This window comes from Maridesulfovibrio frigidus DSM 17176 (assembly GCF_000711735.1).
Taxonomy (GTDB): domain Bacteria; phylum Desulfobacterota; class Desulfovibrionia; order Desulfovibrionales; family Desulfovibrionaceae; genus Maridesulfovibrio; species Maridesulfovibrio frigidus.
The window spans coordinates 256,712-282,266 of the sequence record NZ_JONL01000007.1; the positions used below are offsets into that span (position 1 = coordinate 256,712).

32 protein-coding genes and 1 tRNA gene are annotated in these 25,555 nt (G+C 44.0%); 5 read left to right on the forward strand and 28 right to left on the reverse strand.

Translation table 11 applies throughout. From position 1 onward, the window contains the following. The first annotated feature begins 95 nt into the window (after positions 1 to 95). Positions 96 to 189 (forward strand) — tRNA-Sec (locus BR06_RS0114715). A 140-nt stretch (positions 190 to 329) separates the two neighbouring features. After that, positions 330 to 740: a bacteriohemerythrin gene (locus BR06_RS0114720; RefSeq protein WP_031484381.1), complete on the forward strand. Its 411-nt coding sequence runs from the start codon at positions 330 to 332 to the stop codon at positions 738 to 740. A gap of 57 nt (positions 741 to 797) precedes the next feature. Here the strand turns inward: BR06_RS0114720 and argH are convergent, their stop codons facing one another. From argH to BR06_RS0114760, 8 genes are all read right to left on the reverse strand, one after another. Continuing rightward, positions 798 to 2,180 carry an argininosuccinate lyase gene (gene argH, locus BR06_RS0114725; protein WP_031484383.1) on the reverse strand — a complete coding sequence of 461 codons (1,383 nt, stop codon included), beginning with the start codon at positions 2,178 to 2,180 and terminating at the stop codon, positions 798 to 800. A gap of 164 nt (positions 2,181 to 2,344) precedes the next feature. Then, positions 2,345 to 3,580, reverse strand: coding sequence for an argininosuccinate synthase (locus BR06_RS0114730; RefSeq protein ID WP_031484385.1), 1,236 nt, complete (start codon positions 3,578 to 3,580; stop codon positions 2,345 to 2,347). 18 nt (positions 3,581 to 3,598) lie between these two features. Then, a complete protein-coding gene (gene argF, locus BR06_RS0114735; RefSeq protein WP_031484387.1) occupies positions 3,599 to 4,576 on the reverse strand; it encodes an ornithine carbamoyltransferase in 978 nt (325 codons plus the stop codon). Between the two features lie 195 nt (positions 4,577 to 4,771). Continuing rightward, positions 4,772 to 5,227: an rRNA maturation RNase YbeY gene (gene ybeY, locus BR06_RS0114740; RefSeq protein WP_031484389.1), complete on the reverse strand. Its 456-nt coding sequence runs from the start codon at positions 5,225 to 5,227 to the stop codon at positions 4,772 to 4,774. Next, positions 5,224 to 6,207 (reverse strand): PhoH family protein, encoded by a 984-nt coding sequence (locus BR06_RS0114745; RefSeq protein WP_031484392.1) that lies wholly within the window; start codon positions 6,205 to 6,207, stop codon positions 5,224 to 5,226. Before BR06_RS0114745 ends, ybeY begins: the two co-directional genes overlap by 4 nt. 92 nt (positions 6,208 to 6,299) lie before the next feature. Beyond that, the gene (locus tag BR06_RS0114750) at positions 6,300 to 6,668 is read right to left on the reverse strand and encodes a response regulator (protein WP_031484394.1); all 369 of its coding nucleotides are present in this window, start codon (positions 6,666 to 6,668) and stop codon (positions 6,300 to 6,302) included. A gap of 134 nt (positions 6,669 to 6,802) precedes the next feature. Continuing rightward, the gene (locus tag BR06_RS0114755; RefSeq protein WP_031484396.1) at positions 6,803 to 7,969 is read right to left on the reverse strand and encodes a THUMP domain-containing class I SAM-dependent RNA methyltransferase; all 1,167 of its coding nucleotides are present in this window, start codon (positions 7,967 to 7,969) and stop codon (positions 6,803 to 6,805) included. A gap of 175 nt (positions 7,970 to 8,144) precedes the next feature. Further along, positions 8,145 to 8,378, reverse strand: a complete 234-nt coding sequence (locus BR06_RS0114760; RefSeq protein ID WP_031484399.1) for a hypothetical protein — start codon at positions 8,376 to 8,378, stop codon at positions 8,145 to 8,147. A 468-nt stretch (positions 8,379 to 8,846) separates the two neighbouring features. Here BR06_RS0114760 and BR06_RS0114765 point away from each other — a divergent pair, with 468 nt between their 5' ends. From BR06_RS0114765 to BR06_RS0114775, 3 genes are all read left to right on the forward strand, one after another. Continuing rightward, positions 8,847 to 9,224 carry a hypothetical protein gene (locus tag BR06_RS0114765; RefSeq protein ID WP_031484401.1) on the forward strand — a complete coding sequence of 126 codons (378 nt, stop codon included), beginning with the start codon at positions 8,847 to 8,849 and terminating at the stop codon, positions 9,222 to 9,224. Between the two features lie 312 nt (positions 9,225 to 9,536). Further along, a complete protein-coding gene (locus BR06_RS0114770; protein WP_031484403.1) occupies positions 9,537 to 10,409 on the forward strand; it encodes a GNAT family N-acetyltransferase in 873 nt (290 codons plus the stop codon). 212 nt (positions 10,410 to 10,621) lie between these two features. Beyond that, the gene (locus tag BR06_RS0114775; protein ID WP_031484405.1) at positions 10,622 to 10,897 is read left to right on the forward strand and encodes a hypothetical protein; all 276 of its coding nucleotides are present in this window, start codon (positions 10,622 to 10,624) and stop codon (positions 10,895 to 10,897) included. A gap of 229 nt (positions 10,898 to 11,126) precedes the next feature. Here the strand turns inward: BR06_RS0114775 and BR06_RS0114780 are convergent, their stop codons facing one another. From BR06_RS0114780 to BR06_RS19860, 20 genes are read right to left on the reverse strand one after another with little or no spacing between them, the layout of a single operon-like run. After that, positions 11,127 to 11,318 (reverse strand): hypothetical protein, encoded by a 192-nt coding sequence (locus BR06_RS0114780; RefSeq protein ID WP_031484406.1) that lies wholly within the window; start codon positions 11,316 to 11,318, stop codon positions 11,127 to 11,129. Between the two features lie 9 nt (positions 11,319 to 11,327). Next, positions 11,328 to 11,591: a hypothetical protein gene (locus BR06_RS0114785; RefSeq protein WP_031484407.1), complete on the reverse strand. Its 264-nt coding sequence runs from the start codon at positions 11,589 to 11,591 to the stop codon at positions 11,328 to 11,330. 9 nt (positions 11,592 to 11,600) lie between these two features. Then, positions 11,601 to 12,242 carry a hypothetical protein gene (locus tag BR06_RS0114790; RefSeq protein ID WP_051677119.1) on the reverse strand — a complete coding sequence of 214 codons (642 nt, stop codon included), beginning with the start codon at positions 12,240 to 12,242 and terminating at the stop codon, positions 11,601 to 11,603. Then, on the reverse strand, positions 12,239 to 12,772 hold the full coding sequence (locus tag BR06_RS0114795) for a hypothetical protein (RefSeq protein ID WP_031484409.1): 534 nt from the start codon (positions 12,770 to 12,772) through the stop codon (positions 12,239 to 12,241). The genes BR06_RS0114790 and BR06_RS0114795 overlap by 4 nt, the downstream gene beginning before the upstream one ends. Next, the gene (locus tag BR06_RS0114800; protein WP_031484410.1) at positions 12,769 to 12,960 is read right to left on the reverse strand and encodes a hypothetical protein; all 192 of its coding nucleotides are present in this window, start codon (positions 12,958 to 12,960) and stop codon (positions 12,769 to 12,771) included. The genes BR06_RS0114795 and BR06_RS0114800 overlap by 4 nt, the downstream gene beginning before the upstream one ends. After that, positions 12,957 to 14,663 carry a hypothetical protein gene (locus tag BR06_RS0114805; protein WP_031484411.1) on the reverse strand — a complete coding sequence of 569 codons (1,707 nt, stop codon included), beginning with the start codon at positions 14,661 to 14,663 and terminating at the stop codon, positions 12,957 to 12,959. Before BR06_RS0114805 ends, BR06_RS0114800 begins: the two co-directional genes overlap by 4 nt. A gap of 2 nt (positions 14,664 to 14,665) precedes the next feature. Next, complete coding sequence (locus BR06_RS0114810) at positions 14,666 to 14,881, reverse strand: hypothetical protein (protein ID WP_031484412.1); 216 nt, start codon at positions 14,879 to 14,881, stop codon at positions 14,666 to 14,668. After that, entirely contained in the window at positions 14,882 to 17,512 is a 2,631-nt protein-coding gene (locus BR06_RS0114815; RefSeq protein ID WP_031484413.1) for a hypothetical protein, read from the reverse strand. Beyond that, a complete protein-coding gene (locus BR06_RS0114820) occupies positions 17,509 to 17,811 on the reverse strand; it encodes a hypothetical protein (RefSeq protein WP_031484415.1) in 303 nt (100 codons plus the stop codon). The genes BR06_RS0114815 and BR06_RS0114820 overlap by 4 nt, the downstream gene beginning before the upstream one ends. 2 nt (positions 17,812 to 17,813) lie before the next feature. Further along, positions 17,814 to 18,275 carry a phage tail fiber protein gene (locus BR06_RS0114825; protein ID WP_031484417.1) on the reverse strand — a complete coding sequence of 154 codons (462 nt, stop codon included), beginning with the start codon at positions 18,273 to 18,275 and terminating at the stop codon, positions 17,814 to 17,816. An 11-nt stretch (positions 18,276 to 18,286) separates the two neighbouring features. After that, positions 18,287 to 18,916 (reverse strand): hypothetical protein, encoded by a 630-nt coding sequence (locus BR06_RS0114830; RefSeq protein ID WP_031484418.1) that lies wholly within the window; start codon positions 18,914 to 18,916, stop codon positions 18,287 to 18,289. Next, complete coding sequence (locus BR06_RS0114835) at positions 18,909 to 19,565, reverse strand: phage adaptor protein (protein ID WP_031484420.1); 657 nt, start codon at positions 19,563 to 19,565, stop codon at positions 18,909 to 18,911. Before BR06_RS0114835 ends, BR06_RS0114830 begins: the two co-directional genes overlap by 8 nt. After that, on the reverse strand, positions 19,565 to 20,077 hold the full coding sequence (locus BR06_RS0114840) for a hypothetical protein (RefSeq protein ID WP_031484421.1): 513 nt from the start codon (positions 20,075 to 20,077) through the stop codon (positions 19,565 to 19,567). The genes BR06_RS0114835 and BR06_RS0114840 overlap by 1 nt, the downstream gene beginning before the upstream one ends. 14 nt (positions 20,078 to 20,091) lie before the next feature. After that, a complete protein-coding gene (locus BR06_RS0114845) occupies positions 20,092 to 21,105 on the reverse strand; it encodes a N4-gp56 family major capsid protein (RefSeq protein WP_031484423.1) in 1,014 nt (337 codons plus the stop codon). Between the two features lie 9 nt (positions 21,106 to 21,114). Beyond that, positions 21,115 to 22,068: a hypothetical protein gene (locus BR06_RS0114850; protein WP_031484426.1), complete on the reverse strand. Its 954-nt coding sequence runs from the start codon at positions 22,066 to 22,068 to the stop codon at positions 21,115 to 21,117. Positions 22,069 to 22,077: 9 nt separating this feature from the next. Then, on the reverse strand, positions 22,078 to 22,308 hold the full coding sequence (locus BR06_RS0114855; RefSeq protein WP_031484427.1) for a hypothetical protein: 231 nt from the start codon (positions 22,306 to 22,308) through the stop codon (positions 22,078 to 22,080). Next, positions 22,301 to 22,621, reverse strand: a complete 321-nt coding sequence (gene gp10, locus BR06_RS0114860) for a capsid staple protein (RefSeq protein ID WP_031484430.1) — start codon at positions 22,619 to 22,621, stop codon at positions 22,301 to 22,303. Before gp10 ends, BR06_RS0114855 begins: the two co-directional genes overlap by 8 nt. Beyond that, positions 22,596 to 24,512, reverse strand: a complete 1,917-nt coding sequence (locus BR06_RS0114865) for a portal protein (protein ID WP_031484432.1) — start codon at positions 24,510 to 24,512, stop codon at positions 22,596 to 22,598. The genes gp10 and BR06_RS0114865 overlap by 26 nt, the downstream gene beginning before the upstream one ends. Continuing rightward, on the reverse strand, positions 24,509 to 25,096 hold the full coding sequence (locus BR06_RS0114870; RefSeq protein WP_031484434.1) for a hypothetical protein: 588 nt from the start codon (positions 25,094 to 25,096) through the stop codon (positions 24,509 to 24,511). Before BR06_RS0114870 ends, BR06_RS0114865 begins: the two co-directional genes overlap by 4 nt. Before the next feature lie 2 nt (positions 25,097 to 25,098). Beyond that, a complete protein-coding gene (locus tag BR06_RS19860; RefSeq protein WP_051677120.1) occupies positions 25,099 to 25,539 on the reverse strand; it encodes a DUF5675 family protein in 441 nt (146 codons plus the stop codon). Between the last annotated feature and the right edge of the window lie 16 nt (positions 25,540 to 25,555).

The following is a 25,555-nucleotide window of genomic DNA, read 5'->3' on the forward strand; positions in this document are numbered from 1 at the left end:
AATAAGTCTAATTCTAGAAAAGGCAAGGGGAATAAGAAATATTATTAATGCTTGCCCTTACCGTGTAAAATTGGTAGCTGATTTTTCATGAGAACGGAAGTGTTTCGTCACCGGTGTGGCGCCTGGACTTCAAATCCAGTGGACGGGCTAACCCTCGTCGGTAGGTTCGACTCCTATACACTTCCGCCATTCACTCCCCCAACACCCCTTCAGAACTATCAATAAAACACAATTATTAGCTTCCCAGTATGACAAATAATAAGTATTATAATACATGAAGAGGGACTCTTATAGCCTTTTTTTGCACGACAAAAAGAAGGAGCACAAAAATGGATTCAAAATGTACTAAAGGATCTTTTTTATATACAGGATGCGATGCAATTGACGAACAGCATCAAGGCTTCTTTAAACTTCTGGAAAAATTTAATTCACAAATAGATGAAAACGACAACAGTGAAATCGCAGATATTATTTCTGAATTATATTTATACAGCATCTACCATTTTGAAACAGAAGAAAAAATTTTCAGCCAATACCCATCCATTGATTTTTCTAAACATCTAAATCAACATCAAGCTTTTTCCGAAAAAGTTGAGCAATTCAATAGCGTTTGTTTACTGGACAACACCGAAGGATCTCAGAAAGTACTCAAATTTATGAAAAACTGGCTCACATCGCATATTCAAAATATAGATGTTGCTGACTTCAAGGCGATAGAAGAATTAGAAAAAGCAAAATAAAAAAGCTCCATTCAAATTGAATGGAGCTTTTTTTAAAACAAATTACAACAAACTGACTTATTTCTTTAGCCAGACTTTTAGTTCAGCAATCTGAGACTTAACAGACTCAGGCCCAGTTCCACCGGGAGACACTCTACGTCTTACCGCGGCCTCATATGAAAGAATCTCGAACACATCTTCATCAATTTTATCTGAAAAAGACTTAAGCTCGGCAAGCGTCATATCCTCAAGCCCTTTACCTGCTGTTTCTGCATGAGCAACAGCCGATCCGGTAATGTGGTGAGCTTCACGGAAGGGAATGCCTTTACCGACTAAATAGTCAGCAAGTTCAGTCGCATTCAAGAACCCTTTTTTCAGGGCATTTTCCATATTCTCAGCATTAAAGCCCATTACTTCCATCATATCTGCCATGATGGACACTGATGCATAGACCGTTTTGTCAGCATCAAAAAACGGCTCTTTATCTTCCTGCATATCTCTATTGTATGCCAGCGGAAGACCTTTCACAGTTGTGAGCATTGAAATCAAATCGCCGAAAACTCGGCCCGTTTTACCACGCATAAGCTCACACACGTCAGGATTCTTTTTCTGAGGCATGATTGATGAGCCGGTAGAATAAGCATCAGGCAGCTTAATGAAGCCGAAACAAGGGTTAGCCCATATGATAAGCTCTTCACAAATTCGACTTAGGTGAGTCATAATCAAAGAGCCTGTAAACAATGATTCCATCACGAAATCACGATCCGAAACTGCATCAAGACTATTACGAAAAGTTCCATCCATACCAAGCTTTTCAGCTACAGAAGAAGGATTCAGAGGATAAGTTGTTCCAGCGAGAGCTGCAGCGCCAAGTGGGCTTACATTTACACGCTTAATACAATCACAAACGCGTTCATGATCTCTTTTGAACATCCAGGCATAAGCGAGCATGTGATGAGCCAAGCTTACAGGCTGAGCCGGCTGTAAGTGTGTATACCCCGGAAGCAAAACGCCTAGATGACCTTCAGCTTTTGCGGTGAATACGGAAATTAGTTTTTCAAGCACGTCTTTCCATGCTTCGAGACTGCGAACTACGTACAAACGAAAACCAAGGGCAACCTGATCATTACGACTACGACCAGTGTGGAGCTTCCCACCGACTGCGCCAACAATTTCAGTAAGTCTGCTCTCGATATTCATGTGGAGATCTTCCATCTCCTTTTTCCACTCAAATTTACCAGACTCGATTTCACCGAGAACAGTATCAAGACCTTCGACCAAAGTCTTAGCTTCATCCTCAGTAAGAACACCCTGCTCTGCCAGCACCTGAGCATGCGCTTTTGAGCCTTCAATATCTTCTCGGTACAGATTTTTATCATAGCTGACAGACTGCGTGTATTCTTCTACTGACGCAGCAGTTTTTTGAGCAAATCTTCCGCCCCATAATTTAATTTCAGCCATGTTCAATACCTCGTAATGTCTATGTTTCTTTTAACTTTAAATAACACCAAAACAAAAAATCCCACCTTAAATCAAAGTCTCAGTCCGTAGGATTGAAAATGATCAATATGGGCAGGATCAAAAGGCTCAGGCAGGTTATTCCCCACCTGAGCCATATAATTTAACTATTTGTCGCAGTTATTGCCATCTGTGAGCCAATTGGACCCAGACTCAGCAGTTTTGCCTTTCAGTCTAAGACCGATGAGCTTAATGAAACCTTCTGCATCTTTCTGGTCGTAAACTTCATCTTCTTCAAAAGTAGCAAGATCAGCACGATAGAGAGAGTAAGGAGACTTACGCCCTTCAGGAATAACATTACCTTTGTAGAGCTTAACTCTAACTGTTCCAGTAATTTTTTCCTGAGTCTTATCAATCATTGCCTGAAGAGCTATGCGTTCAGGAGCATACCAGTATCCATTGTATACCATTTCAGCATACTTAGGAATGAGGCTGTCTCTGAGATGCATAACCTCGCGGTCCATGCAAAGACCTTCAAGATCGCGATGTGCAACGTGAATGATTGTTCCACCAGGAGTTTCGTATACACCGCGGGATTTCATTCCAACAAATCTATTCTCTACCATATCAACTCTACCAATTCCGTGCTTTCCACCGATTTCATTAAGTTTTTCAACTAATGCTGCGGGGGAGTGACTAACACCGTTGATTGCAACAGGGTCACCGCGTTCGAAATCAATAGTAATAATTTCAGGATCATTAGGTGCTTTTTCAATAGGAGTACAATATCTGTATGATTCAGGAGAAGGCGCATTCCACGGATCTTCAAGCTCAGAACCTTCAAAACTTACGTGAAGAAGGTTAGCGTCCATTGACCATGGTTTACGGCGCGTAACCGGAATATCAATACCATTATCTTTAGCAAAAGCCATGAGGTCTGTACGGGATTTAAGATCCCACTCACGCCAAGGGGCAATATTTAGAAGCCTAGGATTCATTCCCATTGCGCCAAGTTCAAAACGGACCTGATCATTACCTTTGCCTGTCGCACCATGTGCTACAGCCTGAGCGCCTTCGCTCTCGGCAATTTCAACCATTCTTTTAGCAATCAAAGGACGAGCAATGGCAGTTCCGAGGAGGTAACGTCCTTCGTAAATTGCGCCTGCGCGGAAACATGGAAAAATGAAATCGCGAGCAAATTCTTCGCGCAGATCTTCAACAAATGCCTTACTAGCACCAGTTGCAAGAGCTTTTTCTTCAATTCCATCAAGCTCTTCTCCCTGACCTAGGTCAGCAGTTAGAGTAATAACTTCGCAGTCATACTCCTGCTTGATCCATTTCAATATAACGGAGGTATCAAGACCACCTGAATATGCCAATACTACTTTTTCTACTTTACTCATTATTAATTCCTTCAAATATTATTCTACAGCATGAACATTTGGAACAACAGTAATCGGCCCAAGAAGCTTTCCAACGGCTTCAAGATCAACTTCTATACCGTTAACAGCCCACTCAAGAATAGCTTTCTGCATATGCAGTCTGTTTTCTGCCTGATCAAATATAATAGATCTCGGCCCGTCAAGTACATCAGCCGTTACTTCCTCACCTCTATGTGCAGGCAAGCAATGCATAACTTTGCAATCTGGATGAGCATGAGCGAGAAGTTCCTCGTTAACCTGATAAGGAGCAAAAGCTTTTTCACGCTCAGTCTGCTCTTCTTCCTGCCCCATTGAGGCAAATACATCAGTATTAACGTAATGAGCTCCTTTGACCGCTTCAATTGGGTCGTAGCTCATGTTGATCTTAGCGCCCATAGCAAGTGCACGTGCGATAACATCAGAATTAGGCTCATAGCCTTCCGGGAAAGACAAGGTAAGATAAATAGGGAAATATATAGCCGCATTAATCCATGAATGCGCCATATTATTACCGTCGCCAATCCACGTAACCTGAAGATTTCCAAGATCAGGTGTTCTTTCGTAAATAGTCAACATATCGCTCAAGACCTGACAAGGATGGTACCTGTCGGTAAGAGCATTAATTACAGGAACAGAGGAATTTTCTGCAAGTACGCGCAATTTCTGCTGTCCGAAAGTCCTTACAACTAAAGCATCAGCATAGCGGGATAAAACTTTAGCAGTATCTTCAAGAGGTTCACTTCTTCCGAGCTGGGATTCAGCTGGTGTCATAAATATGGAATGACCACCAAGCTGTTCAATAGCAACGTCAAAGGAAACTCTAGTTCTTGTTGAAGCTTTTTCAAAAACCATAACAACAGTCTTGCCTTCAAGAGCATTGTTTCTGATTTTATTATCTTTTAGCTCTTTTGCCCTAAGCACGAGCTGACCGAGTTCTGAACGTGGAACATCATTAATTTTAAGCAGATGCCTGATCATTATTAAACTCCAAAATAGTATGTTTAAAAGCTCGCAAAGCAAGAACGGGAAATCATTGCTTATAAGCCCTGCTATTGTAAACTAAAATTTATGGTGAAATTTAAGTGAATAGCATTAAAAATATCTGAAAAGCACAAAAACAGCATTATCGGACTATAAATTCGATAATCTGTCTAAAACGGGCTGGCATAAATTCTATTGCCAACCCACTGTTCGCTGTCGGAAAATGGGAGAAACAGACTCGACGGCCGTATCCGTAAGTGAATACATTTCCTGACCATGGTCATACCCGGCCAAATGAAGCAACGCATGAGCCAGAAGCCTGACAATGTGTTCTTCGGGAGCTTGACCATAAAGCACAGTTTCACGGGCCAAAGTATCAACTGACAATACAATTTCACCTAAATATTTATTTTCAGCGATATCTGGCTCTTCAGAAAATGGAAAACTCAAAACATTTGTAGGGCCAACGCACCCTAAAAATTCCTGATTGATTTCAGCAATTGCCGAATCATCAGTAATCTTAAGGTCGTAATCAAAACCTTCAATCTTAAGCACCTTAAGCAACTGCTCTGACATATGGAGCATTTCTCTCTTGCTTAAAGGGAAATTTGAATCAGGCTTGCATTCATATGTTAATGAAAGGCTCATTTATGATAACCTTGGCCTTCATAAGATTCGTAAGCCTTCACAATTTTTGCAACCAGCGGATGCCTGACAACGTCAGTATCCTCAAATTTTATGAAATTTATTCCTTCAACATCATGAAGAACATTGCGGGCAACGACCAGACCGGATGAAACATGGCCAGGCAGATCTATTTGCGTAACGTCGCCAGTAATTACAGCCTTGGAACCGGGTCCCAGACGTGTAATAAACATTTTCATTTGCTCAGGAGTAGTGTTCTGCGCTTCATCAAGAATTACAAATGCGTTACTGAGAGTTCTGCCGCGCATAAATGCTAATGGAGCAATTTCAATAATATTTTCTTCAATCATATCCTGAACTTTTGGAACGTCGAGCATATCATAAAGAGCATCATACAATGGACGCATGTAAGGATCGACTTTATCAACCATATCGCCGGGCAGAAATCCGAGCTTCTCACCAGCCTCAACAGCAGGCCTGGTTAGAATAATTTTCTTAACTTCTTTGCGAGTTAAGGCATAAATAGCCATCGCTACCGCCAGATAAGTTTTCCCTGTGCCGGCTGGACCGATGGAAAAAACCATATCATTTTCACGTATTGCGGAAAAATAGGCTCTTTGAGTAAGTGTGCGCGGAGCAATTGATTTCTTACGTGAAACGGAAAAAAGTTCATCTCTGAAAATTTTTACAAGGTCCGCGGCTGGATTTTGACAAAGAATTTTATACGCCGCTTCAACATCTTGAGGGAAAACATTTTTGCCAGCCTTAAGGACCGCATAGAGCTGAGTGAAAGTTTTGGCAACCGGATCAATCAATTCATGGCTGTCGGCTGTCAGTTGCAACGAGTTTCCCCGGCTATCAATCTGAACTTCTGAGAGCTTGGAAATAACAACGAGGTTTGAATTTTGAGCACCAAAAAGCGTACTCGCCAACATTACATCGTCGAATTCCAACTTCACCCGTATTTTCTCATTTTCCGTCATAAAATATTACTCTTCTTGATTTTGTCAGGAAGAAATACGGCAGGTTCTAATAATATGCAACTGAATGCTATGGTGCCATCCAATTAAAATAATCAATTGGAAAGAAGTTCCTCAATGGCTGCAACAATTTCCTTTGAATTAAAAGGCTTAGTGAAAGTATACTTCACACCAAACATTTTAACCCAATCGAGGGAATCGTAATTTGCGGAAGAACTTCCCCCTGAAACTGCAATAATCTTGACATCAGGGTTTTCTTTCATCAATTCCCGAACAGTTTGCACACCCTCTTTCTCTGGCATAAAAATATCAGTGATAACAATGTCAATAACATCTTTATCATAATTATTAAGAGCCTTTATACCATCTTCAGCTTCTGAAATAATGTGGCCTTCCTTCTCAAGCATAGCTCTAAGAATTTGGCGAGATATAGGATCATCATCGACGACGAGAATCCGCGGCATACCAGCCTCCTTAACTACTAAATCTTAATATTTACAATTAAAATAGTACAATATAGATTAAAATAAGCATTTAATTTTCAACTAAACCAATTATCTCTTTAAAAACATATTTTCAACAATTAAAGAAATAAAACTTAGTGTCTTCGTTTTCCACTTCCTTCAAAAATTTCAAATTCAAGCAATCTACATTCAATTTTAGCATTATAAAAAAGCAATCTGCGAGATGTTTTGAGACCAACAAGTTTAGCAAGGCTTGAGTTTCCGGTGAACACATACCCTTTGTAACCCTGACATTTGTTTTTTAAGAAATCACCAATGCCGGCGTATACTTTTTCAAGCAAGGTTGTTGCGCCCATCCTTTCGCCATATTCTGGATTAAAAAAGATAACGCCTTTTCCTTTTGGAATCTCAGTTTCACGAAAATCACAAACCTCAAATTCGATAAGATGCTCAACACCAGCTGCACGGGCATTTTTACGAGAAGCTTCTATTGCAACCGGATCAATATCAGTAGATATAATCCTGCACTCGAGCGAAGTTTTTTCGCGGTCCTCAGCTTCTATACAAAGATTTTCCCAATATGGTTCATTATATCCGGGCAAATTCATAAATGCGAACTTCTCACGAATGAGTCCTGGAGCGCCTTGAAGCGCAATAAGCGCAGCTTCAATAGCAAGAGTTCCACTACCACACATTGGAGAAATAAAATTTACTCGACCGTTCCACCCTGAAGCTTTAATTAAAGTAGCTGCAAGAGTTTCCTGTAGTGGCGCTTTGTGAGGAAGCTTTCTATATCCTCTTTTAGAAAGAGGCACGCCTGAGGTATCTAAATAGATGGTACAATCGTCATCTCTCCAGTGAAGAAAAACTATAATACCAGTCATATCTGGACCGGAAGAAGGACGTCTGCCCAGCTTCTCACGGACTTTATCAACAATAGCGTCTTTGACCCTGACATTGGCAAAGCGGGTATCATTAATAGTTTCAGTGATAACAGAGGATGTAATCGTTAGATAATCATCAGGACCTAGGATTCTTTCCCATTCCATAACTTTGACTTCTTCGTACATCTCATCTGGAGTCGCAGCCTTAAACTTCTTAAGCTGGTATAATACTCTGTGACCGCTACGTGTCCAAAGGTTGAGCCTCATGCATTCATTGAGCGAAGCTTTAGTTTCAACTCCAGCATAGAATTCATTTCTTACTGTAAAACCCATATTGGAAATTTCATCAACGAGATAGGGTGAAAAGCCTTTGGGGCAAGTGACCATAACCACACTTTTGCGTTCAAAATCGAGCATTATATCCTCATTACGAAATATTAATCTGTATTGTTAATCAAGTTACTAGGTACCGATATACAGAAACACAAAATTCCACAAATCTTTTTATCTAAAAAAGAATATAAACAGCCATAAACATCACAACTCTTAAAACCACTACAAGAATACACATAATCATATTGCCGAATACTTGTTACTGAATAATTCTATGCTCAGGTATCATCTTATCAACAACAGCATAGATTTTCGCTGCCATCTCATTAAGGAGATCTGAATAAACAGCGCCAGTTACTAGAACAGAGGATTGCTCAGCACGTTCAGCAACAACTAGCAATTTCTCCGCCCCTTCTTCCATAGATATATTCCCAGCCTTCATATCATTTGATATGGTTGCGACTTGGTCTGCGTATTGTTTTAGGTAGTTCATGTTAACCGTTCACACCAAAAGTTATCTAAAATATGGTAATTGAGTAAATTCATCCAAGTATGACCAGAGTTAATTGTTTATTGTTCCTTCTAAAAAAAGAAGCGTTAAAAATTGATAATAAAGAACTCCATTTCTTCGCGTTCAAGAATACCATCTTTATCAAGATCTATAAATAATACCATGTAAAGCGGAGCTATCTGCTTTGAAAGATGATAGCGCTTACCTTTTTCCTACGGAAAAGAAAACATGGACACAGAAATTCTATATATAAAAAATAGCCTGTTTTTCAAGACGTTCATTAGTGTAATAGTTATTAGATTGTGAAAAGCATCATTACTGACATGTCAAATTCTATTCTTTAAACCTGAATCAAGATCAAAAAACATGTTGCCTACTAATAGAAATAGCAGCTATATTATAGCGCAATAATAGAATAAATAGACAACAAATTAAACTTTCGAGGGTGACATGAGAATCGTATTAGCAATAGCGCTTGTAATGTGCTTGTTTTCGGCTGCTATTGCCGAAAACAGAAAAGAAATTACCGTTGAACTTCAGGTTCCGGATACGACGTGGACAATCCAGATAACGGAAGTAACCGAAGTAGGGAATGAGCTGTGGGTTGTTTCCCATCTTTCACAAGCTTCAGACATGATGGGGGCGCAGGTCATCTCCACTGTAAAAGACTCTATTGAGCTGGTTGCCCCAGATCTACCAATTAAACAGTTTGTAACAGGAAAGACCTGGAACTGGGATAATGGAAAGGGCTACATCTTTATTTCAAGCATTAAGGATATAGAACAGAAACTTGGTACCGGTAGAATTATATATAAACCAGGGAAATAAATCGTTCATCCCTCTCGGGAAGATGGGACTGACCTACTATGCCTCTCCTGTCGATTTCGTAGGAGGATTTTCCAGTTCTCAGCCTACTTTAAACCTTCAACCGCAATGCCTCATATCGACTAGCATTGGACCATGAACTAATTCACACAAGAAGCTGCTTGCCTACCTATGTTAGGGTTAGCAAACCTTTTTTTATAGCCAGCTCCCTCCAAACTATTCTTGTTTCAAATCAACCGATTTTACCATATTCTTTTTTAACGAATACATTCGCTAAGTAAAAATAAGTTAATCAATGAAATAAGGAAACAATCAATGACTGATTTCATTATACGAACCATGAGCAGGGATGAACTTAATTGGGCTATAGATATGGCGGCAAATGAAGGCTGGAATCCAGGACTACATGACGCAGACTCTTTCTATTCCCAAGACCCTGACGGTTATCTCATTGGCCTCTTAGGAGATAAAATCATCGGCTGTATCTCAGCTGTCAGTTATGAGGGAACATTCGGTTTTATTGGATTTTACATTATCCACCCTGACTATAGAGGAAAAGGGTATGGCATCCAACTCTGGAAAGCGGCTATGAAGCGCTTAGAAGGGCATTTAATCGGTCTTGATGGCGTTTTCGAACAACAGGACAACTATCGTAAGAGCGACTTTACATTCCAATACAGCAACATTCGATTTGAACACCGTAATACCCGCAACATAGAGAACATTGGCACTGTCTTTCCTGAAACAGGCTCAAGAGTTATCAATCCGATTGGAACTGAGGACATATCAAGTATCACAGCTTATGAGCACAACATGTTCCCCACTAAACGTAGAAACTTCCTTACCCACTGGCTAAACATGCCAGACTCATTTACATTCGCAATGCGCAAAGATGAGAACATATGTGGTTATGGAGTTATCAGGCCATGCAGGACAGGTTATAAAATAGGGCCTCTTTTCGCCGATAGTTATGAAGTTGCAGACCTTATTTTCCAGCGTTTGTGTTCAGAGGTTGAAACAAACACCCAAATTTACATAGATGTTCCCGAGGTCAATGAACATGCAATGGGGCTCGCTAGCAGTTATGGAATGGAAAAAGTATTCGGTACAGCGCGTATGTACACTGGAGAGGCTCCCCAATTAGGCCTAGATAAAATTTTCGGTGTGACAACCTTCGAATTGGGCTGATTTTGATCAAGTTATTCAGCTGTGTCAGTTTCTGTTACACTAAACAGACACCTTTTTTTACATAACAGAGTAGATGTTGAACACAAAAGAGAGACTTAAATCACATTACCTGATTATTATTTAGAAAAACAATATATGCGAACTTTTCTTAACTTTTAAACTCATATTCATACAAAAAGTTACACATTTATCGCGCAACAAGGAGTATATTGATGCCAACCATTACTTGTGATTCTTGCAGATGCCAACATCCAATAGGCTGTAATGATCTGGACTGGGAGTCTAAAGCCCTCGAAGGAAAAGAAGATAGTATGGAGAGTACGATAGAACATCATGCATCTCTAAAAATGAACTGTAGGGTGTGTAGAAAGAAAATGAAGGCAACCTTTACCTGTAAAGAAGACCCTCAAAATGTAATTGAAACAACTGACCATGAAGCAGTTGGGTGCATAGTTTCCGGGAACATTTCCCCTCCTTCAGTTCGTTAGCAAAACAATCAATTATTTGAACGAGAATAACAAATTGTTCATATGGCTAAAACCACAAAAAAAAGCTCCCAAGACCAATGTACTAGACATCTATCTAAGGAGCTGTTTTTATTAAGGTTGGTGCGAAAGGAGAGACTCGAACTCTCACGGATTAACCGCTGGATCCTAAAACTACAACCTCGATCATTATACGCCTGAAATAACAGGTAAAAATAATTACAAATAAGTCCTATTCTGCTTTTAACCAATTTTGATGGGTTATATCTTTTGGTTTTTCGGCAGTTCCTGCACCGAGCATTCCCAAGCCACGCTCAACCTGATCTCTATTTTCACCTTTTTTCTGATATTCAGAAAAACCAAGAACCTGCTGAGCGATCCCAAAACCGTCTGCCATATTAAAACGACCATATCTATCCGGCATTATAACTCCTTATGACAGCATGTATGCGGTTGCACCAACAACAGCCCCGCCAATAGCACCGATGCCAGTACCAATACCCGGCACAATAGAACCAATAGCCGCCCCCGTTGCGGCTCCACCCATAGCTCCGCTCAATGCCCCGCCAGCTGTTTTTTCTGGCTCTTGTTGCTGAGGCACTGCCCGCTGCATATGAGCTGCAGTACTAGCAGCTCCCTGCATTCCAGACATAGCTTTGTCTACAGGGTTCGCAACTTCGAACATTCCAAATCCCATAATTAACTCCTATGCCATTCCAAGTGATGAGGCTGATTTCAAACGGTTAAAGTTCTCATCTTTTGCTGTGTTACGTGCCTTAGTTCTGGCTCCTGCAACAGCCGTTGCTTGAGAAAGAGCAAGATCCTTCTGCATTCCTGCGAAATGACCAGAATTCACATTTTGACCAGTCCGCGAGTAATTGCGTTGAGCCTGCATTCCTGCAAGGCCGAAACCTTGCTTAACGTCAGCCTCTGCTTGTGAAACACGGCTGTTCACATCTACGCCTTTCTGAGCTTCATCCATAAAATCTTGACGCACATTCAGCTGCTGTTTGCCGGCTTCAGTCTGAAGAGGCAGCAACTCTCTAGTTGAAGCAATCTGTTCTTTTGCAAGCGCAGTCTGAACTGGAATAAGCTCGCGATTAGCAGCAATCTGCTCTTGTTCCATGGGCTTATAATCCGTCTCCCAAAAATCAAAAGACTTTTCGGACATACCCTGCTGGGCTTCATAAATAGTAGCCATGCGATCGTTGTATGCTTCATCGATACCATCACCGCCACCTCCACTACTTCCACCGCAAAGGGCAACAGGTCCGTTATATTCAAAGGACTCTTCGTGTTCGACTTCACCAGTCGCCATATCAATCACAACTTCTGTATAAATCTTCATGACATCATCTCTCTTGTTATAGATAGAACTGCCACAGGCTCGCTTCTGCCTTCCTTCGCTATCCAAGCACCATTTGGAATTTCGCCACAGAGTTGCCCTCCGCAACGCATTACAAACTTGACTGCTGACTTGTTTCTGATCGGGGTGTAACCCAGCAACATGTCATAAATATAATCACCGGCATTGTTCTTCATGTTCAAAATTTCATTGTATGTGAATCGCCCCAAATCGATAAGATCACGACGGGGACAGGCTTCAAAAACAACCCAGTGCATGCGGGCAAAACGCCCTTCATGACGGTCCAGCCAAACCAAACCAACTGCTATTTCGTCCTGCACAAGAATCCACGCAACTGCATCCTTTAAGACCTTCACAAACCCATCCGCACTATGAATTTTTTCTTCATAAAAAACGGTAGCAGCGTGGCCTTCTACTTCGATCCGTTCAAAAAGATCTTTGATGTAACTATCCGGGAATGAACGAATGCCATCCCACTCTAAATATGGAATAAGTCTAAACTTTGGATTCATCTTTTCACCGCCTGCTTACGGGCCTCATCCTCAGAGACAAGTCCCAGTTCAACCAGATCATTAAAGGTCGCTACCCGGTGCATAGGGTTTGGAATTCCGTATAACCGGAGCTTCAACACAGTCCGGATCTGATTCAGAAAATGCATAATATTGCCAGCGTGAACAGCAGGAAGCATTGGTAACTTCATAAAAGATCACCCATTGCAGAAGCTATAGCCACTTTGGAAACGGGAATATCGCTAACAACTCCAAACTTGAATCTTGTGGCCAAATATCCAGCTGGCAGGATAAATGGACTGTCTGTTTTCACCCGCCCTTCGAACACTTGCCGCCCATCAGCAGTCAGAATGAAATGGACTTCACCTTTACGCTGAACCCTATAGAAACTGTTTGAATCACCGCCCAAACAAACAGCTCCGGCCATGTCGGACCCTATGCAAGAAAGTTCAAGTGGTTGTTTAAGAAAGCTATCATCAGGTGCGTTGGCGTAATCAGCTGTAACTATAGCGGCCTCCATGTTTACCGGCTCCTGATTCCGCATTTCACCGGATACCCATTCACTTCTCAAAGAAAAATCAGAACCATCCCATTGGTTGATTATGGTCTGTGTTCCTGCCGGATATGCAACGTGAAGAAGCCTGCCTTCCGGCTCAACTGTCAGAGCGGTGCAATGGAATCCAAGCTTGGTGAGCAGCTTTGATAATGGATCAAAAACAAACCCTGCTCCTGGTTTATGGAAGCAGATATACTGCCCGGCATGCCAGACTCCGTTAAAGGAATCAGGATTCAATTCTCTCCAGTCTTTTTCTGAGAAAATTCCAGCGGTGATGTTTTGAGGAGCACTACCCGGTTGAACCAGATACAGCCCGTTGAGACTTGGGAAAATCACACCAAAAGGAGACGCCACAACTCCAGCTGCAGAAGTGCAAGGAAGATAGCCGTCCAAGCGATTCGGAACGGACATAGAAGGATCATCAACTGTGATGGTATGGACATTTGCACGGGTGAGAATCACCAGCGTGTTTCCGGTTGACTCCATGGCTACGATTTCGTGCGGAACTGACATGCCATATGAATCCGGCCAAGCATGAGGATATCCAGGTTCTGATAGGAAAACCTCGTTCCCTTTGAATCCTGCAAACATGTTGCCCGGTAGAGAAGTCAGCCCCTGAAGCTTTTGCGGAGCCGGTTCCCAGTACCGCGAAACCAGAACTTCGGCTGTATCCGAATCTGGTACGGAATCAGCAAAGCTTGCGGTTCCAGCTTCAAACTCTGTTACAAACTGAAACTCAGCACTTTCAGTACCGGCAACAGTCCGATAAATCCGTATCAATGATATAGGCCGAAAACCTTCTGCGACGCTGTTCAACCCCGAAACATTGACTGTCTGCCCTTCTTGTACGTCCACAACAGCAGATGGAGCGGACGGCGGTCCCTCTTCGCCCAGATCGGAAACAAGCGTGTACACATAAACACGGGAAACGATATCCGTATCTTCAATGCCAGTACCGGAAACAGTTACTAAGGGAACAGAATCCGGAGATGGAACACCCAGAGAATAGCGATTCTTAATGCTGCTATTTTCAAGCTCATCATCATTGCAAAACAGAAACGCGCCCTCATCATCAGTGCCGTAAACCCGTTCTTTCTGATCACCAGCAATAGGACCGTCACGCAGGATCACACGGCCAACCCATGACAGCCACTTGTCCTGATAACGGTAAATAGTACCTGCCGCGCCCTGTATGCTGTCCACTTTCAGCAAGCCGCCAAGAGGACGAATCTCGCCGGATTCAAGCAGACAGTTTACAGCAGTTTCAGCCTGCCCAGGCTCCAGGAGGTGAGAAGCAAGGGCAGGCTTCATGCCGGAAAAGACAGTAACTTCAAACATGTTTACTCTGTCAGCCCGAGAAGAGTTAGAGCGGCTTCGCGGCCGTACTGAATTGTCAGGGATGCTATTTTAAATTCTTCAAGAGTAGTAGCGTTACGAAGAGCTTCCCTTGAATCTTCACTGACTAGACTGAGATCAAATTCGGAAGCAGGACGTGCAGCAACTTCTTCCCAGAGCGCAGCTCCGCCAGGCTGATCGTCAACTTTAACAACTGGCATTTAAACACCCTCCTCGGTATAAATCTTAGTAGCTTTTACGCGCAGAGAATCAGCCCCTACTACTTTCAAGGCCAGACGCTTTGCAGCAGGATCGGATATATCAACCTTGGTTCCTGTGAACTTTAAGGCTGAACCGTTTATGACGTAGGATTCAATTGCGGCAGATATGGAGAAGCAATCTGGGAGAGCTACGGTTGTTGGGATATTTGCGAGTGGTGTGGCGAGGTTTACGATGGTTTTGATGCCATCAGCACCACGTTCTTGATACCCGCACTGCGGCCTTTCATTACTAAGTGGATACTCTCTTGTTGTGCCTACAGCATCGGATATATATCCGTTAACCACCCATACTGAACCGCCTTGTGCGTATGGAATGGTTCCCGAGGTAATAAGAGTTCCTACATAAAAATCTCCAACACCTGGTACGGTATATGAGTGATCAACAAAAACAAATCCATCCGCACTAGGAATAACTCCAGTGCGCGAAACTAAGGTGAATGTTGTGCCACCATCATGTCTAAACACCGCACAGGCAACAACTGCGTCAGAGGTAAGTTTTGCACCGAGAGCTGTAAGACTTGTACCATTCGGGACTTTATCTTGGCAGATGGTAGTCCTATTAGCGAATCCGGCAGAGGAAGCAGTCGTTTCATCACTCTTCCACTCTGTGACAAGTCCATTTGTGACCTCTTCACTCACACTATCAACCGCAACAACCTGACCGTCACACCTGATACTTTTATGAATGGAACCATCAGTGTAGATCTTGTCTTTGAGCGAAGTGTCGGAAGTCAGAACGATGGAAGAGGTTGTTGAGCCTTCACCTAGAGTCAGAGCGGTTTCCGGATTAATGGGTTCATCCGTTGCACCGATTCCAATGGTTGCCCCAACGGCTGGTTTTTTGAAAGCTTTTGTCGGAAGCAAAAAGAGATTAATTGCTATTTCGTAATCGGTGGAACCAAAAGTATACCCTGTATTGAGAGTCGTGTTAACCCAAGGCCCAACGACAGTAATAGTACTGCCAGTTGCTCCGCCAGTTGCCGAAGAAGTATAACCCGTAACATCCCCATGAGCTGCGGATGGAGCTGTAGATATGTAACCACCAGCACCAGATCCTCCGACACCAATTATATATTCTTTTCCGGCTTCAGTAAGAGCAGGTGTAATTAAGGCAACTTTATTTTCTCCGGCAACAAAAAGAACAGGAAGCGTCTGCCCTACTATTTTGAATTCAGTCTCATTAATTTTTTCAAATAGAAATAGTGATGCAGTTTGAGTCCCAGTATTAGTATGGTCTGGAGCTTGCCTTAGATTTAGATGAGTTACAGCCACTCCTGTTTGAACCAAGTCCCCACCAATCCATATTGGATTAACATATTGATATGAGTGAAGATCAGACTGAGGTATTAGCTCATTTGAAGTATTTCCTTCAGTAACTACCCCGGCAGCGCACTCCACTTGCGCCCCATCAGCAAGAACAAAGACCAGCTCATCACCTTCAGCAACTTCCTGTGGTGTCACTATTTTATTCGGATCAGTACCTTCAAGCAGCTCAAGCTCCGAACCCGTAATTTCAAACTCAGCCCTACCGCTTAAAATAGACCTCCCGCTTGGATTATTCAGTCCAATAGTACAAGCCGGAAGCTTCGCACCATCACCATTTACATCCGCACCTGGGTAACCTTCTTGAGTATCGGCATAAGCCAGAGTAACGCCTGCGCTGATCCCCACGTAACGGGCTGACAAAGTGATCACATTGGAAAGATCGGACAGAATCAGGGACATTTGAGCAGCGCGGCAGGAAATAGGCCCGATCGCTTGCGGGGAATTTTCCTCTGCAATCACCGGCACACGTAATTTAAAATTAAGCCCTATGCGTTCAAAATCCGTGACATTATCCGGCAGAGAAAATTGAAATTCAGTTAAATCCGGATATGCATTACCGGCAACAGGATGGCTGATTGTTCCATGTACCAATGTTCCGCCATCCACTTCTAAAGCTTCCATTGTAATTACGGGAACCGGAGTCATGTACCCGAGCAGTTCTTCATTTGAGAGAGTACGTTTGGCCAGTGCGTCCGGATCAAGACCTGCTTCAATGTGACTGAGCGGATCCGGCACAACCATTTCAATTACTTTTACAGTGGTCTTATCATCCGCGAAAATGGCAGATTCTACAAAACCGACTGACAAGTTCGGGTAAGATTTGATTGCTCTGTTTGTTTTGAAAAAGTCCGTGTAATCACCGGCTACTGAAAAATGAGTCGAATCAATAAACTGCGGAATCACGGCTTCTCCGCTCTGATCCTTGGGACGCATCCAGCATTCACTGGCCATCTCTTCCCAAGTCGCAGCGGTCATCCTTAAATGGATACGGCTTTCTACAGGGAACGGCATAGCAGTAACGGACTCTTCGCCACGGGAGACAGTCAGCACGTTCCCGTTACGAGCCGTCACGTTAATCCATTCAACCGCACTCGTTGCAGGATTCACCAGCGCACATCTAAAATGATCGCCAGCAAGCAAGCTTGGAAACAGATCAGCATGATCGGCGGGAATCGTGATTTCCGTTGCTGTATCCGAGATAGCGGAAGTGATGAAACTCTCCGCCAGATTTTTAAGACTTATCATAAACTCTTCCCCTCAAAAGTAATTGCCGGCCCGATCCCCTGCCGCTTAACCAGCGAATCTGAGAAAGCAGAACTGACAGAATAAATATCTCCGATCTTCATCAGAGTATGGACGGACTGCGTTGAAATGGATGATTCACTTTCACAATGACCAGTATCAAAAAGTTCAAGTGATCCTGTAAGTTCTGTAGTTGAACGACTCATAGCCTTGCCCGAACCTTCAGCTTCAAAATGGCAGAAACCACCCCCGAAACTGAACTCAGCAACACCATGGCCGCCTATGCATCCAGACAGAATCAAAACTAACCGTCCTCAATAGAAAGGGTTTCAAGACGCACATGGAAGGTGTCACCCATGTAAACAAGGCGGCCCAGCTCCAACTGCCCAAAATACAAAACATTGCCATCAGAGAACGAATCCATGACAGCGAAATGCGAGACAAAACCGGCATCATCAGTGAATTGAGGGAAGCGGATTTCATCACTGTTTAGAAGCTTGCCGTTAACTGGTTCAGTTCCGAAAATGATCTGCTGCCGTTCGTAGTTTGAATCAAACGAAAGTTCCTTAGCTCCGACCAGATCGCCCATACGCAGAGCGGCCAGAATAGCCCCGTTCTTTTGAAGTTTCACAGCTTCGGAATCTGTCTCGATAATTCCAGAACAAAAAAGAGCCAGATAGACCTTTTCAGGAGGCTGATAAACAACCCCTTTGAGAACATGACCAGCCAGTTTGTCTTTCAGATAAGTTGACTTACAGGTATCCATTAAACCTCTCCTTAAAAGTAATTTCCACTGCGCATCTCAAGCTTTTTATTGGTTCCGCCACGCATTTCTTTGACTCTAATCTCAGCCATAGCTCCATCGAACTTGCGCTGTTCAACCTGCGATCTGGCCGGATCTGACCACCCTTTATCGGGAACAAGCATGAGTTCGGCTTTGGCTCCCGCAGCAATGGCCAGTCCGTGAGTCTCTAAAAGAAACTTCGGACAGGTTGCGGCCGTAACAGACGGAGCAAGAGCATTCACAGTTTGGAGCATGGCGGTTGCATCTTCACGCGGACATGGAATCAGACGGACAAAACCCGGTTCTTCAATTTGATAGTAGCCGGGTACACCGGGTTCATCGCGTACAATTCTGTCATCCATTTCAAGCAGTGAATAATCGTTGAAACGGACTTCTAAAGTATCAGCTACAGTTGCATCAGGAGGAGTCACAAACACATAGCGGCACTCACCGTTGTAGACATCCATCAGGTCTGAAACATGTCTCCAGACTCGCGTTTGCTTGCAGTATTTGATTGCTGAATTCCTGAGCTCTGAAATGATTTGAGGAACTGGACAGCGAGACAGGGCAGGTTGAGCCAGTGGCAAAAATTCACGCCAGCCGACAGTAAGCAATTTAACCATTGCCGCCACCCTGCTTGCTTGCGTTTGGACTCATGAGTAGACGCGCCTTGGCTTCTTCACCAAGAGAAACGTACATCTGACGTAGATTATCCATGCCCTTCTGCCAGTTAGTTGGTGAAGTGCTGTTAACAGCCAAACACAGATAGAGAACGTAATTTACGATGGGCCCAAGGAAGATATCCGACAACTCCATGTCCTGTTCACCGTGAGTAAGCGGACCGGGCCTGCGTGAATATTCGAGTTCAACCCGAACATTCTCAGCAGGTGGCGGCGTTACCCAGTAGACAGTCGGCACTTTCTCTTCAAAAGCGTAGTTGTCGATAATTTCGGAAGGTGGATCCATGTGCCAGAGCAGATTTGAATCATCCAGCGAAGAACGATCAACGGACGTAATTGCAGTTCCAGGAGAGCCATCCGCTTTTACGTTCCTGACCAGACCGATAAACCGGCCCTGGTCAGGAACTTCCTGTTTAGTTGAATTCGCTTCCAACTTCACACGCTCTACGCAAGAGTTTGAATCAGGCCGAATCATAACGACCTGACGCTGTGCGCGAGTGAGATGCAGTAGCAACACATCATCACTAAAGCGCACACAGTCAGGGTCGTGCAGAGCTATGCGAATATCTCTAACAGCTTCGCCGGCAATCATTATTCCACAACCTTTATATTGAAACGGGGAACTGGACGGGCAGTATATTCGATATCTTCTCCGTCACCGCTTTCTTCATAAACAGTTGAGGCAGAATCAGTCAGAACCTTGTAAACGGATTTGGGTACTTTCACCTCAACGCCACGCTTAATTTGATATGAAATACCCTGCACACCGACAAAGACATCATCCCGTCCTTCTGAGCCTTCACCTTCCGCAATGACGATCTTCACTTTTTCTTCCGCTTTCTGGCGTTCCATTTCGGAGCCTTCGAGCTTGGCAACGTGGTCATCAAGTTTGCGGTTTTCAGCTTCTGCGTCTTCACGCGCTTTCTTTTCCAGATCAAGATCGCCTTCGAGTTTTACCTTTTCTTCATCAGCAGTTTTCAATGCGGCTTTTGCTTCAGCAAGTTGCTTTTTCAGATCATCGGCTTCAGAATTAACGGGAGTCTCTTGCGCCTTCGCACTAGTAGCCTCTTTTGCCAAATTTTCACTTTCATTTTTACCAGCCATGATATTCATTCCTCTTAACTGTCAGACGGTGTTTCTGTTACTGCCACTTCAAGGCGAATCATCCAGGCGTCATTCAAAATTGCGCCGGTGTAATAGGTAATCCAACCTACGTGACCGCGCTGGCCCAGCTTATCGCTTTTACTTGGAGTCTTTGGATTAACGACTTTCGGAACAATGGAATCTTTGCCCTTTAGAGCAACATCACCGTAGGCATTGGTTCCAATGATATAGATGGGATATACGTCAGCGTTTGTACCGGATTCAGAAAGCATGTCACTGCCTGAAGCTCCTTTTAAGCCCCCGGCATCGACAATAGGTTCAATGGAAGTGGAAACCACATAGCGGGTATCTTCCACCTTGCCGATTTCGTTTTCATAAGGAGTGAGCTGGCCGTATTCTTCAACAGGAACAAATCCTGGCAAATCCCGAATGTCAGATTCACAATCAGAATGAGTGATCCCAATATATGAAGCGGCAACGGGTTTTGTTCCGTAATGGACGGTGGAACTAAGAACCTTGGTGATCTTTCCGGCTCTCTGCTTTTTAAGTGCGCGAGTAGCCAGACGCTGCATCCCTTTAGTAATTGGCTTGACGACAGCGTTTCGAGCAGTTCCACCGGAATAAATTACATTTGTTCCGCCTCTGAGGATTCCTTCCAAAACCATATCAAGAGTAACTCCAGCCTGTTCACCGAGAATATCCATGGACTCACTAAGGACTGGATCCTCGTGAGTATCTTCGATTACATCAGTGAGTTCGATATAATCACCGTACTGTTTCAAAACAGCGGTAACGTCTGTCTTGCTCAGCTTTTTACCGGCAGGGGTAACACCTTCAACAATCGGAGTAAGAGCTGGAGCAAGCGCATTATATTTACGCCATTTAATGGTCTGCCCTTTGTTCTGAGGCATTTTAAGAGACTGCCCGAACATACCGAAAATATTAAAATGTGAAGCCCTTTCCAAAAATCCAGGTACTGCAAAACCAGCAGTTCTGGGGCTGATATCTCCATATTCAGTTAAAGCCATTTTGATCTCCTACTTATCAGCTGCATCATCAAAACCAGCACCGAAATCATTAGAATCCGGCTTTGATGGCGGCGAGCCTTTACGTTTACCGGGAACGGCAATAACGGCTGCGGCTTTATTCCGATCAACCTTATCCACCTTTCCGGAAGTTGCTTTTTTATACTTGGTCAACAGTTCGGACACTTCTGAAGCACTGCCGGATTTTGTTACTTTAAAAGCCAGTTGTGCTTCTTTGTAAGGAAGAGTTTCAATCCAACTGGTAACGTTACTAGTGAACTTCCCGAGTTCCTCTTTCTTTGCAGGATCAGCGACAAGTTCCATATAATCAGGATGAGCCTTGCCTACTTTCGCAAAGTGATTCTTGCGTTCATCCTGCTCATGGCTGCGAGTAACGGCATCAATCCTTGCTGAAACTTCCTGCGACTGCCAAATAGACTCCAGCATAGGAACAGCTGCTTCAGCTCCGAATTCATGCAGGTTCGCTCTAATTCGTTTTCCCTGATCGGAATCCTCCAAAAGGATCTTTTCATAATCAGGATTAACCCGCAGGATATCCTTCACATCATCAGCTATATCTTCATCAGGATCGACCAGAGCTAGTGTTTGCGGATCTTCGCCACCAGCAGTTCCCGTTTGATCATTGAAGTAGCGGTCAAGAACATCGCGCCCTTCAGCCAGAGAATCACCTTCGGAAGTTTCATCGCCTGTGTCCGCAGAATCCTGCACACTGCCGGATTCATCCTCTTCGGATAAGCTCTGGTCTGAAGCGGACGTATCATCGTCGTCCATTTCTTCTGACTGGGCATCACCGTCATGCCCATCATCAAGGTCGTTTTCAGAATCATCATTCAAAGATTCAGAAGCAGATTCAGCTTCCGTGAAACCTTGCTCAAATTCTTCCGACTCTGTTGTTTCGTCCTGTTCAACTACTTCATCCTTTGCGTGTAGATCTTCGCTTCCCATCACTTCCTCCTACGAATATGCGTCTTGACTCTTTCCAGTTTCCGGAACCGGAGTCAGATCATCTAAAATTTCCTGCAACCCTTGAATTTTGCCCTGAGTCTGCGGAACCTTGTCCACAGCAGCCGTTACAAGGGAGTCCTTTTCCTCTAAAATTTTCAGCTCTAAAAATTGTTTAATCAGCCGGATAGATTTACCGGTCCCAAGCTCATTCAGCTCAGCAAGAACTTCACGGCTATCCATCTTCACTCTCCGATCCCTCTTTAAAGCCATCTTCAAAACTTCCATCCGAACCGATACCCATCTTCACGAGCTGCAATTCAATCCTTTTTCCTTTGCCATCCGGTTGAGCACTTATCCCGCACACATAAGCTTCGGCTTGAAGCTTGATAGTTGAGCCGACCTTGATGTCCTTGACCTTCAGCCCAAGCTTGGTGACAGATTCGTCTTCAAGATGAATCCTCAGCCCATATGGAAAATCGTCTTCGGAAACAGCAACCGGTTTCGAATCCGGTTTTTCTTTGGTCGGCTTACGCCGCAAATCCACTAGCTTCATTCTGCCCTCCCTGTTCGGGCATCACCTGCCCAACTTGTTGCTGAAGCGTTTGAAGCAATCCCTGCGGAACATCCATGCCTTGCTTCTGCATCTCTTCAACAAGCGCACCTATGTTTGCTCTGGCTGATTGCATGGCATTTTCCTTTTCCCAGCTTTCTCGTTCCTTAGTGTTTCTGAGAATGCCTTCGGGCAATTCAAGATTGCTGAAAATTTCTTTGATAAGACGCTCATCATCCACCCAGCCCTCGAATCTGGGATTGTCGGTGATGGCTAGAATGGACTGCATCCTTTCAAGCTGAACCTCTTTGGCCATGAGCACCGAGGAGCCTGTAGCAATGATTTCAAAGTCGCCCTTGATATCCCTGCGTTCATTGAACTGCATGTTCCAGAAATACATTTTGCGGAAAAACGGACGGGTGATGTTTTCATCAAATGATTTGACCAGATCCTTTAAAATCTGGTGCGCTGCTCCGATAAGCATGGAAAGGCCACGCGCAGTTTTGCCGGCTCCGCTCATCTGGGAACCGTCACCGGACATAAAACGGGGAACAGACATATCATCAACCATGTCGTTGAAAACACGCACAAGACCAAGCAGCTCATTCGTATAAGAAGGCATTGACCAGAAATGGACCGCGTTACGGGCATCTTCGATGGATTTGAAAGGCCAGACTTTGAAAGCATGAATGTCGCGGAAGTCTTCGCCCTGCATGAAGGCAGAAGCATTAACCGCAGCTTGAGGACCGCAGGAAACAGCAGCATTATCAATCAACATCCGCATGGATGAATTGAGAGCTTTCTGAGGGTGGCGTAGCAAAGTAGGCAATCCGTCACCCCATATAGAATCTTCGTCTTCTACAAAGTAATCGAACTGGTAAGGAATAGTTGCGCCTTCAAGCGGATTAATGACCGCTTTGATAACTTTGTCGCCAATCATCCAGATATTGGCTGGGAAAATTTCTGCAAGATCCTCTTCGGGAATTTCGACTCCCGCACTCTGCAACTGTTCACCGCTGAGAGTTCCCCAGAATTCATACACACGGTAACGGTTCTCGATCTTGCGGCCGGATCCAGTTTTATCGTTTCTGATACGGTATGAAGATTTTGCATCCAGATCGCCATCGGGATTATCGCGAAGATACTGGCTTATGACCTTAGCTTTAAAGCCTGGGTAATCATTTAAATCGCGCACTTCCTGACGATTATAGACGTGATCCTGAATCACATATTCACAGCTCAGAGCATCCGTAGCATTTGGATCAGGGTAGATATTCCAGACTGAAACAGCTTCATAAAACGGGCGCAGCTCTTTTACCTGCGACTTCTCAAGCGTCCACGTCCCATCCTCATCGATAATGTACCCATCTCTGAATTCTTCACGGACAAGCGGCCCTTTTAGGATTCCGGTTCCATATTTAAGCTTCTGATTGATTACGCTCTTACAAACCGAAAGGTATGACTGACGATCGCCACTACCAACCAGCTGGTCAGCAATCTCATTACTCATTGCATCGGAGGATGCTTTTGCCTGCTTCTCAACAAAGGATTCAATGTCATCATCTGAAAGTTCCTGACCATTCTGCAAAGCCTGATTACGATAGTTCTCAATAACCGTTGGATGAAGTTCCGGATTTGGTGAAGGCTTAAGTCCCCAGTTGCGTTCACCGGAAGAAGGAAAAAGCAAATCCATAAGCTGCGAACGAACCGTTGTCATTTTGACTCTGGTAGCCGGAACAAACATTTTGCTACGCTTGATTTTCTCCATCTCTTTCGGACTGTACTCGCCCTTTTCCTGCAAGTAATCCAAGGCCCAAACCGCTTCTTTATCCTTTCTAGCGGCTTCGGCCTTGGTAAACAGACCTTTAAGGAACGTTCCTAAACTCTGGCTCATGCCGCAGCCTTAGCCTTGTTCGAAGGTCTGGAAGAGAACCACCAACCCACAGCAGAACTGGACATGAAAACGGTATTCATGACGATGTAACGAACCATCTCATTTGCTGTATCGCTGCTAACCAGCACATTGGATTCGGCCAAGTAGCCTGTGAAATGTTGATATGTAGACCATGTTATCCAGCATAGAAATACGGTCATAGTTGGGCGCGTGATGCCCCGCACAAAGTCCGCAACAACCAGCAGAAAATCTGCCCAAGTCTTCTCTTTGCCCCGAGAATAGGTTGCGCTGTCATGCAGCAAGGATTGCTGGTAATTCTGGCCGTCGATTATGGTTTCAGTCATGGCCCGTTCTTCACGCGCTTGCTGAACAGCGACTTCGCCTTCAACACGCATGACTTCAATCTGCTTATCCGCCATCACCATTTCTTGCTTGTGCTGAAGCTCAATTGTTTTGCGCTTCTGCCATTCAGTGATCCAACCGGAAATACCGCCAAAAATGTTTTGAGCGATGGTCGCTATGCCGCCGGTTCCGATACCCAGCAAGGATGAACCGATAATATCAAACAGTCCTGCATCAGCCATGACTAAGCCTCCCGAATTTCGAGCAACAGATCCCGGCCATAGGTAGCGGCCAGAAATTTGCGAAAAGTGTTTTTGGAATTACCGACAGCGAGCTGGCCCCAGATCTGACAAACCACTGAGCCTAAAAGCACACAACCCTTAGAATGAGATTTGAAGCCCTTAGATTTTTCACCTGCAACATTGCCCCAGTGAACCTGCACCGCTGAGCGATCAGGCACACGGACAAACTGGTAAACATAGCTTTTCCAGTGATCTGACCAACGAAGGATGAGTTTATAAATACCGATTGGAATGCAGGAAATACCGTTTGCATTATCAAGCCAGGGAAGCTCGATGGTGAAGCATTTGAAATTCACTTCCGGAATAGTCAGAACGCCGATAGTTCCTTGTTCAGTACTGGGGCGACGCACGATAAAAGCGTCAAGAGGAGGTAAATTTTTCATTACTTAGCCGCCTTGA

Excerpts from the sequence above, each read along its gene's own strand:
- BR06_RS0114730 (WP_031484385.1), bottom strand. The coding sequence starts at position 3,580 with ATGAGTAAAGTAGAAAAAGTAGTATTGGCATATTCAGGTGGTCTTGAT.
- BR06_RS0114830 (WP_031484418.1), bottom strand. The coding sequence starts at position 18,916 with ATGGTTAAATTGCTTACTGTCGGCTGGCGTGAATTTTTGCCACTGGCT.
- BR06_RS0114770 (WP_031484403.1), top strand. The coding sequence starts at position 9,537 with ATGACTGATTTCATTATACGAACCATGAGCAGGGATGAACTTAATTGG.
- BR06_RS0114755 (WP_031484396.1), bottom strand. The coding sequence starts at position 7,969 with ATGCTCGATTTTGAACGCAAAAGTGTGGTTATGGTCACTTGCCCCAAA.
- BR06_RS0114850 (WP_031484426.1), bottom strand. The coding sequence starts at position 22,068 with ATGGGAAGCGAAGATCTACACGCAAAGGATGAAGTAGTTGAACAGGAC.
- BR06_RS0114765 (WP_031484401.1), top strand. The coding sequence starts at position 8,847 with ATGAGAATCGTATTAGCAATAGCGCTTGTAATGTGCTTGTTTTCGGCT.
- BR06_RS0114790 (WP_051677119.1), bottom strand. The coding sequence starts at position 12,242 with ATGAAGATTTATACAGAAGTTGTGATTGATATGGCGACTGGTGAAGTC.
- gp10 (WP_031484430.1), bottom strand. The coding sequence starts at position 22,621 with ATGAAGCTAGTGGATTTGCGGCGTAAGCCGACCAAAGAAAAACCGGAT.
- BR06_RS0114865 (WP_031484432.1), bottom strand. The coding sequence starts at position 24,512 with ATGAGCCAGAGTTTAGGAACGTTCCTTAAAGGTCTGTTTACCAAGGCC.
- BR06_RS0114780 (WP_031484406.1), bottom strand. The coding sequence starts at position 11,318 with ATGCCGGATAGATATGGTCGTTTTAATATGGCAGACGGTTTTGGGATC.
- BR06_RS0114815 (WP_031484413.1), bottom strand. The coding sequence starts at position 17,512 with ATGATAAGTCTTAAAAATCTGGCGGAGAGTTTCATCACTTCCGCTATC.
- BR06_RS0114805 (WP_031484411.1), bottom strand. The coding sequence starts at position 14,663 with ATGTTTGAAGTTACTGTCTTTTCCGGCATGAAGCCTGCCCTTGCTTCT.
- BR06_RS0114825 (WP_031484417.1), bottom strand. The coding sequence starts at position 18,275 with ATGGATACCTGTAAGTCAACTTATCTGAAAGACAAACTGGCTGGTCAT.
- argH (WP_031484383.1), bottom strand. The coding sequence starts at position 2,180 with ATGGCTGAAATTAAATTATGGGGCGGAAGATTTGCTCAAAAAACTGCT.
- BR06_RS0114800 (WP_031484410.1), bottom strand. The coding sequence starts at position 12,960 with ATGAAGTTACCAATGCTTCCTGCTGTTCACGCTGGCAATATTATGCAT.
- argF (WP_031484387.1), bottom strand. The coding sequence starts at position 4,576 with ATGATCAGGCATCTGCTTAAAATTAATGATGTTCCACGTTCAGAACTC.
- BR06_RS0114870 (WP_031484434.1), bottom strand. The coding sequence starts at position 25,096 with ATGGCTGATGCAGGACTGTTTGATATTATCGGTTCATCCTTGCTGGGT.
- BR06_RS0114840 (WP_031484421.1), bottom strand. The coding sequence starts at position 20,077 with ATGGCTGGTAAAAATGAAAGTGAAAATTTGGCAAAAGAGGCTACTAGT.
- BR06_RS0114795 (WP_031484409.1), bottom strand. The coding sequence starts at position 12,772 with ATGAATCCAAAGTTTAGACTTATTCCATATTTAGAGTGGGATGGCATT.
- BR06_RS0114845 (WP_031484423.1), bottom strand. The coding sequence starts at position 21,105 with ATGGCTTTAACTGAATATGGAGATATCAGCCCCAGAACTGCTGGTTTT.
- BR06_RS0114855 (WP_031484427.1), bottom strand. The coding sequence starts at position 22,308 with ATGGATAGCCGTGAAGTTCTTGCTGAGCTGAATGAGCTTGGGACCGGT.
- BR06_RS0114810 (WP_031484412.1), bottom strand. The coding sequence starts at position 14,881 with ATGCCAGTTGTTAAAGTTGACGATCAGCCTGGCGGAGCTGCGCTCTGG.
- BR06_RS0114745 (WP_031484392.1), bottom strand. The coding sequence starts at position 6,207 with ATGACGGAAAATGAGAAAATACGGGTGAAGTTGGAATTCGACGATGTA.
- BR06_RS0114760 (WP_031484399.1), bottom strand. The coding sequence starts at position 8,378 with ATGAACTACCTAAAACAATACGCAGACCAAGTCGCAACCATATCAAAT.
- BR06_RS0114785 (WP_031484407.1), bottom strand. The coding sequence starts at position 11,591 with ATGGGATTTGGAATGTTCGAAGTTGCGAACCCTGTAGACAAAGCTATG.
- BR06_RS0114750 (WP_031484394.1), bottom strand. The coding sequence starts at position 6,668 with ATGCCGCGGATTCTCGTCGTCGATGATGATCCTATATCTCGCCAAATT.
- ybeY (WP_031484389.1), bottom strand. The coding sequence starts at position 5,227 with ATGAGCCTTTCATTAACATATGAATGCAAGCCTGATTCAAATTTCCCT.
- BR06_RS0114835 (WP_031484420.1), bottom strand. The coding sequence starts at position 19,565 with ATGATTGCCGGCGAAGCTGTTAGAGATATTCGCATAGCTCTGCACGAC.
- BR06_RS0114775 (WP_031484405.1), top strand. The coding sequence starts at position 10,622 with ATGCCAACCATTACTTGTGATTCTTGCAGATGCCAACATCCAATAGGC.
- BR06_RS19860 (WP_051677120.1), bottom strand. The coding sequence starts at position 25,539 with ATGAAAAATTTACCTCCTCTTGACGCTTTTATCGTGCGTCGCCCCAGT.
- BR06_RS0114720 (WP_031484381.1), top strand. The coding sequence starts at position 330 with ATGGATTCAAAATGTACTAAAGGATCTTTTTTATATACAGGATGCGAT.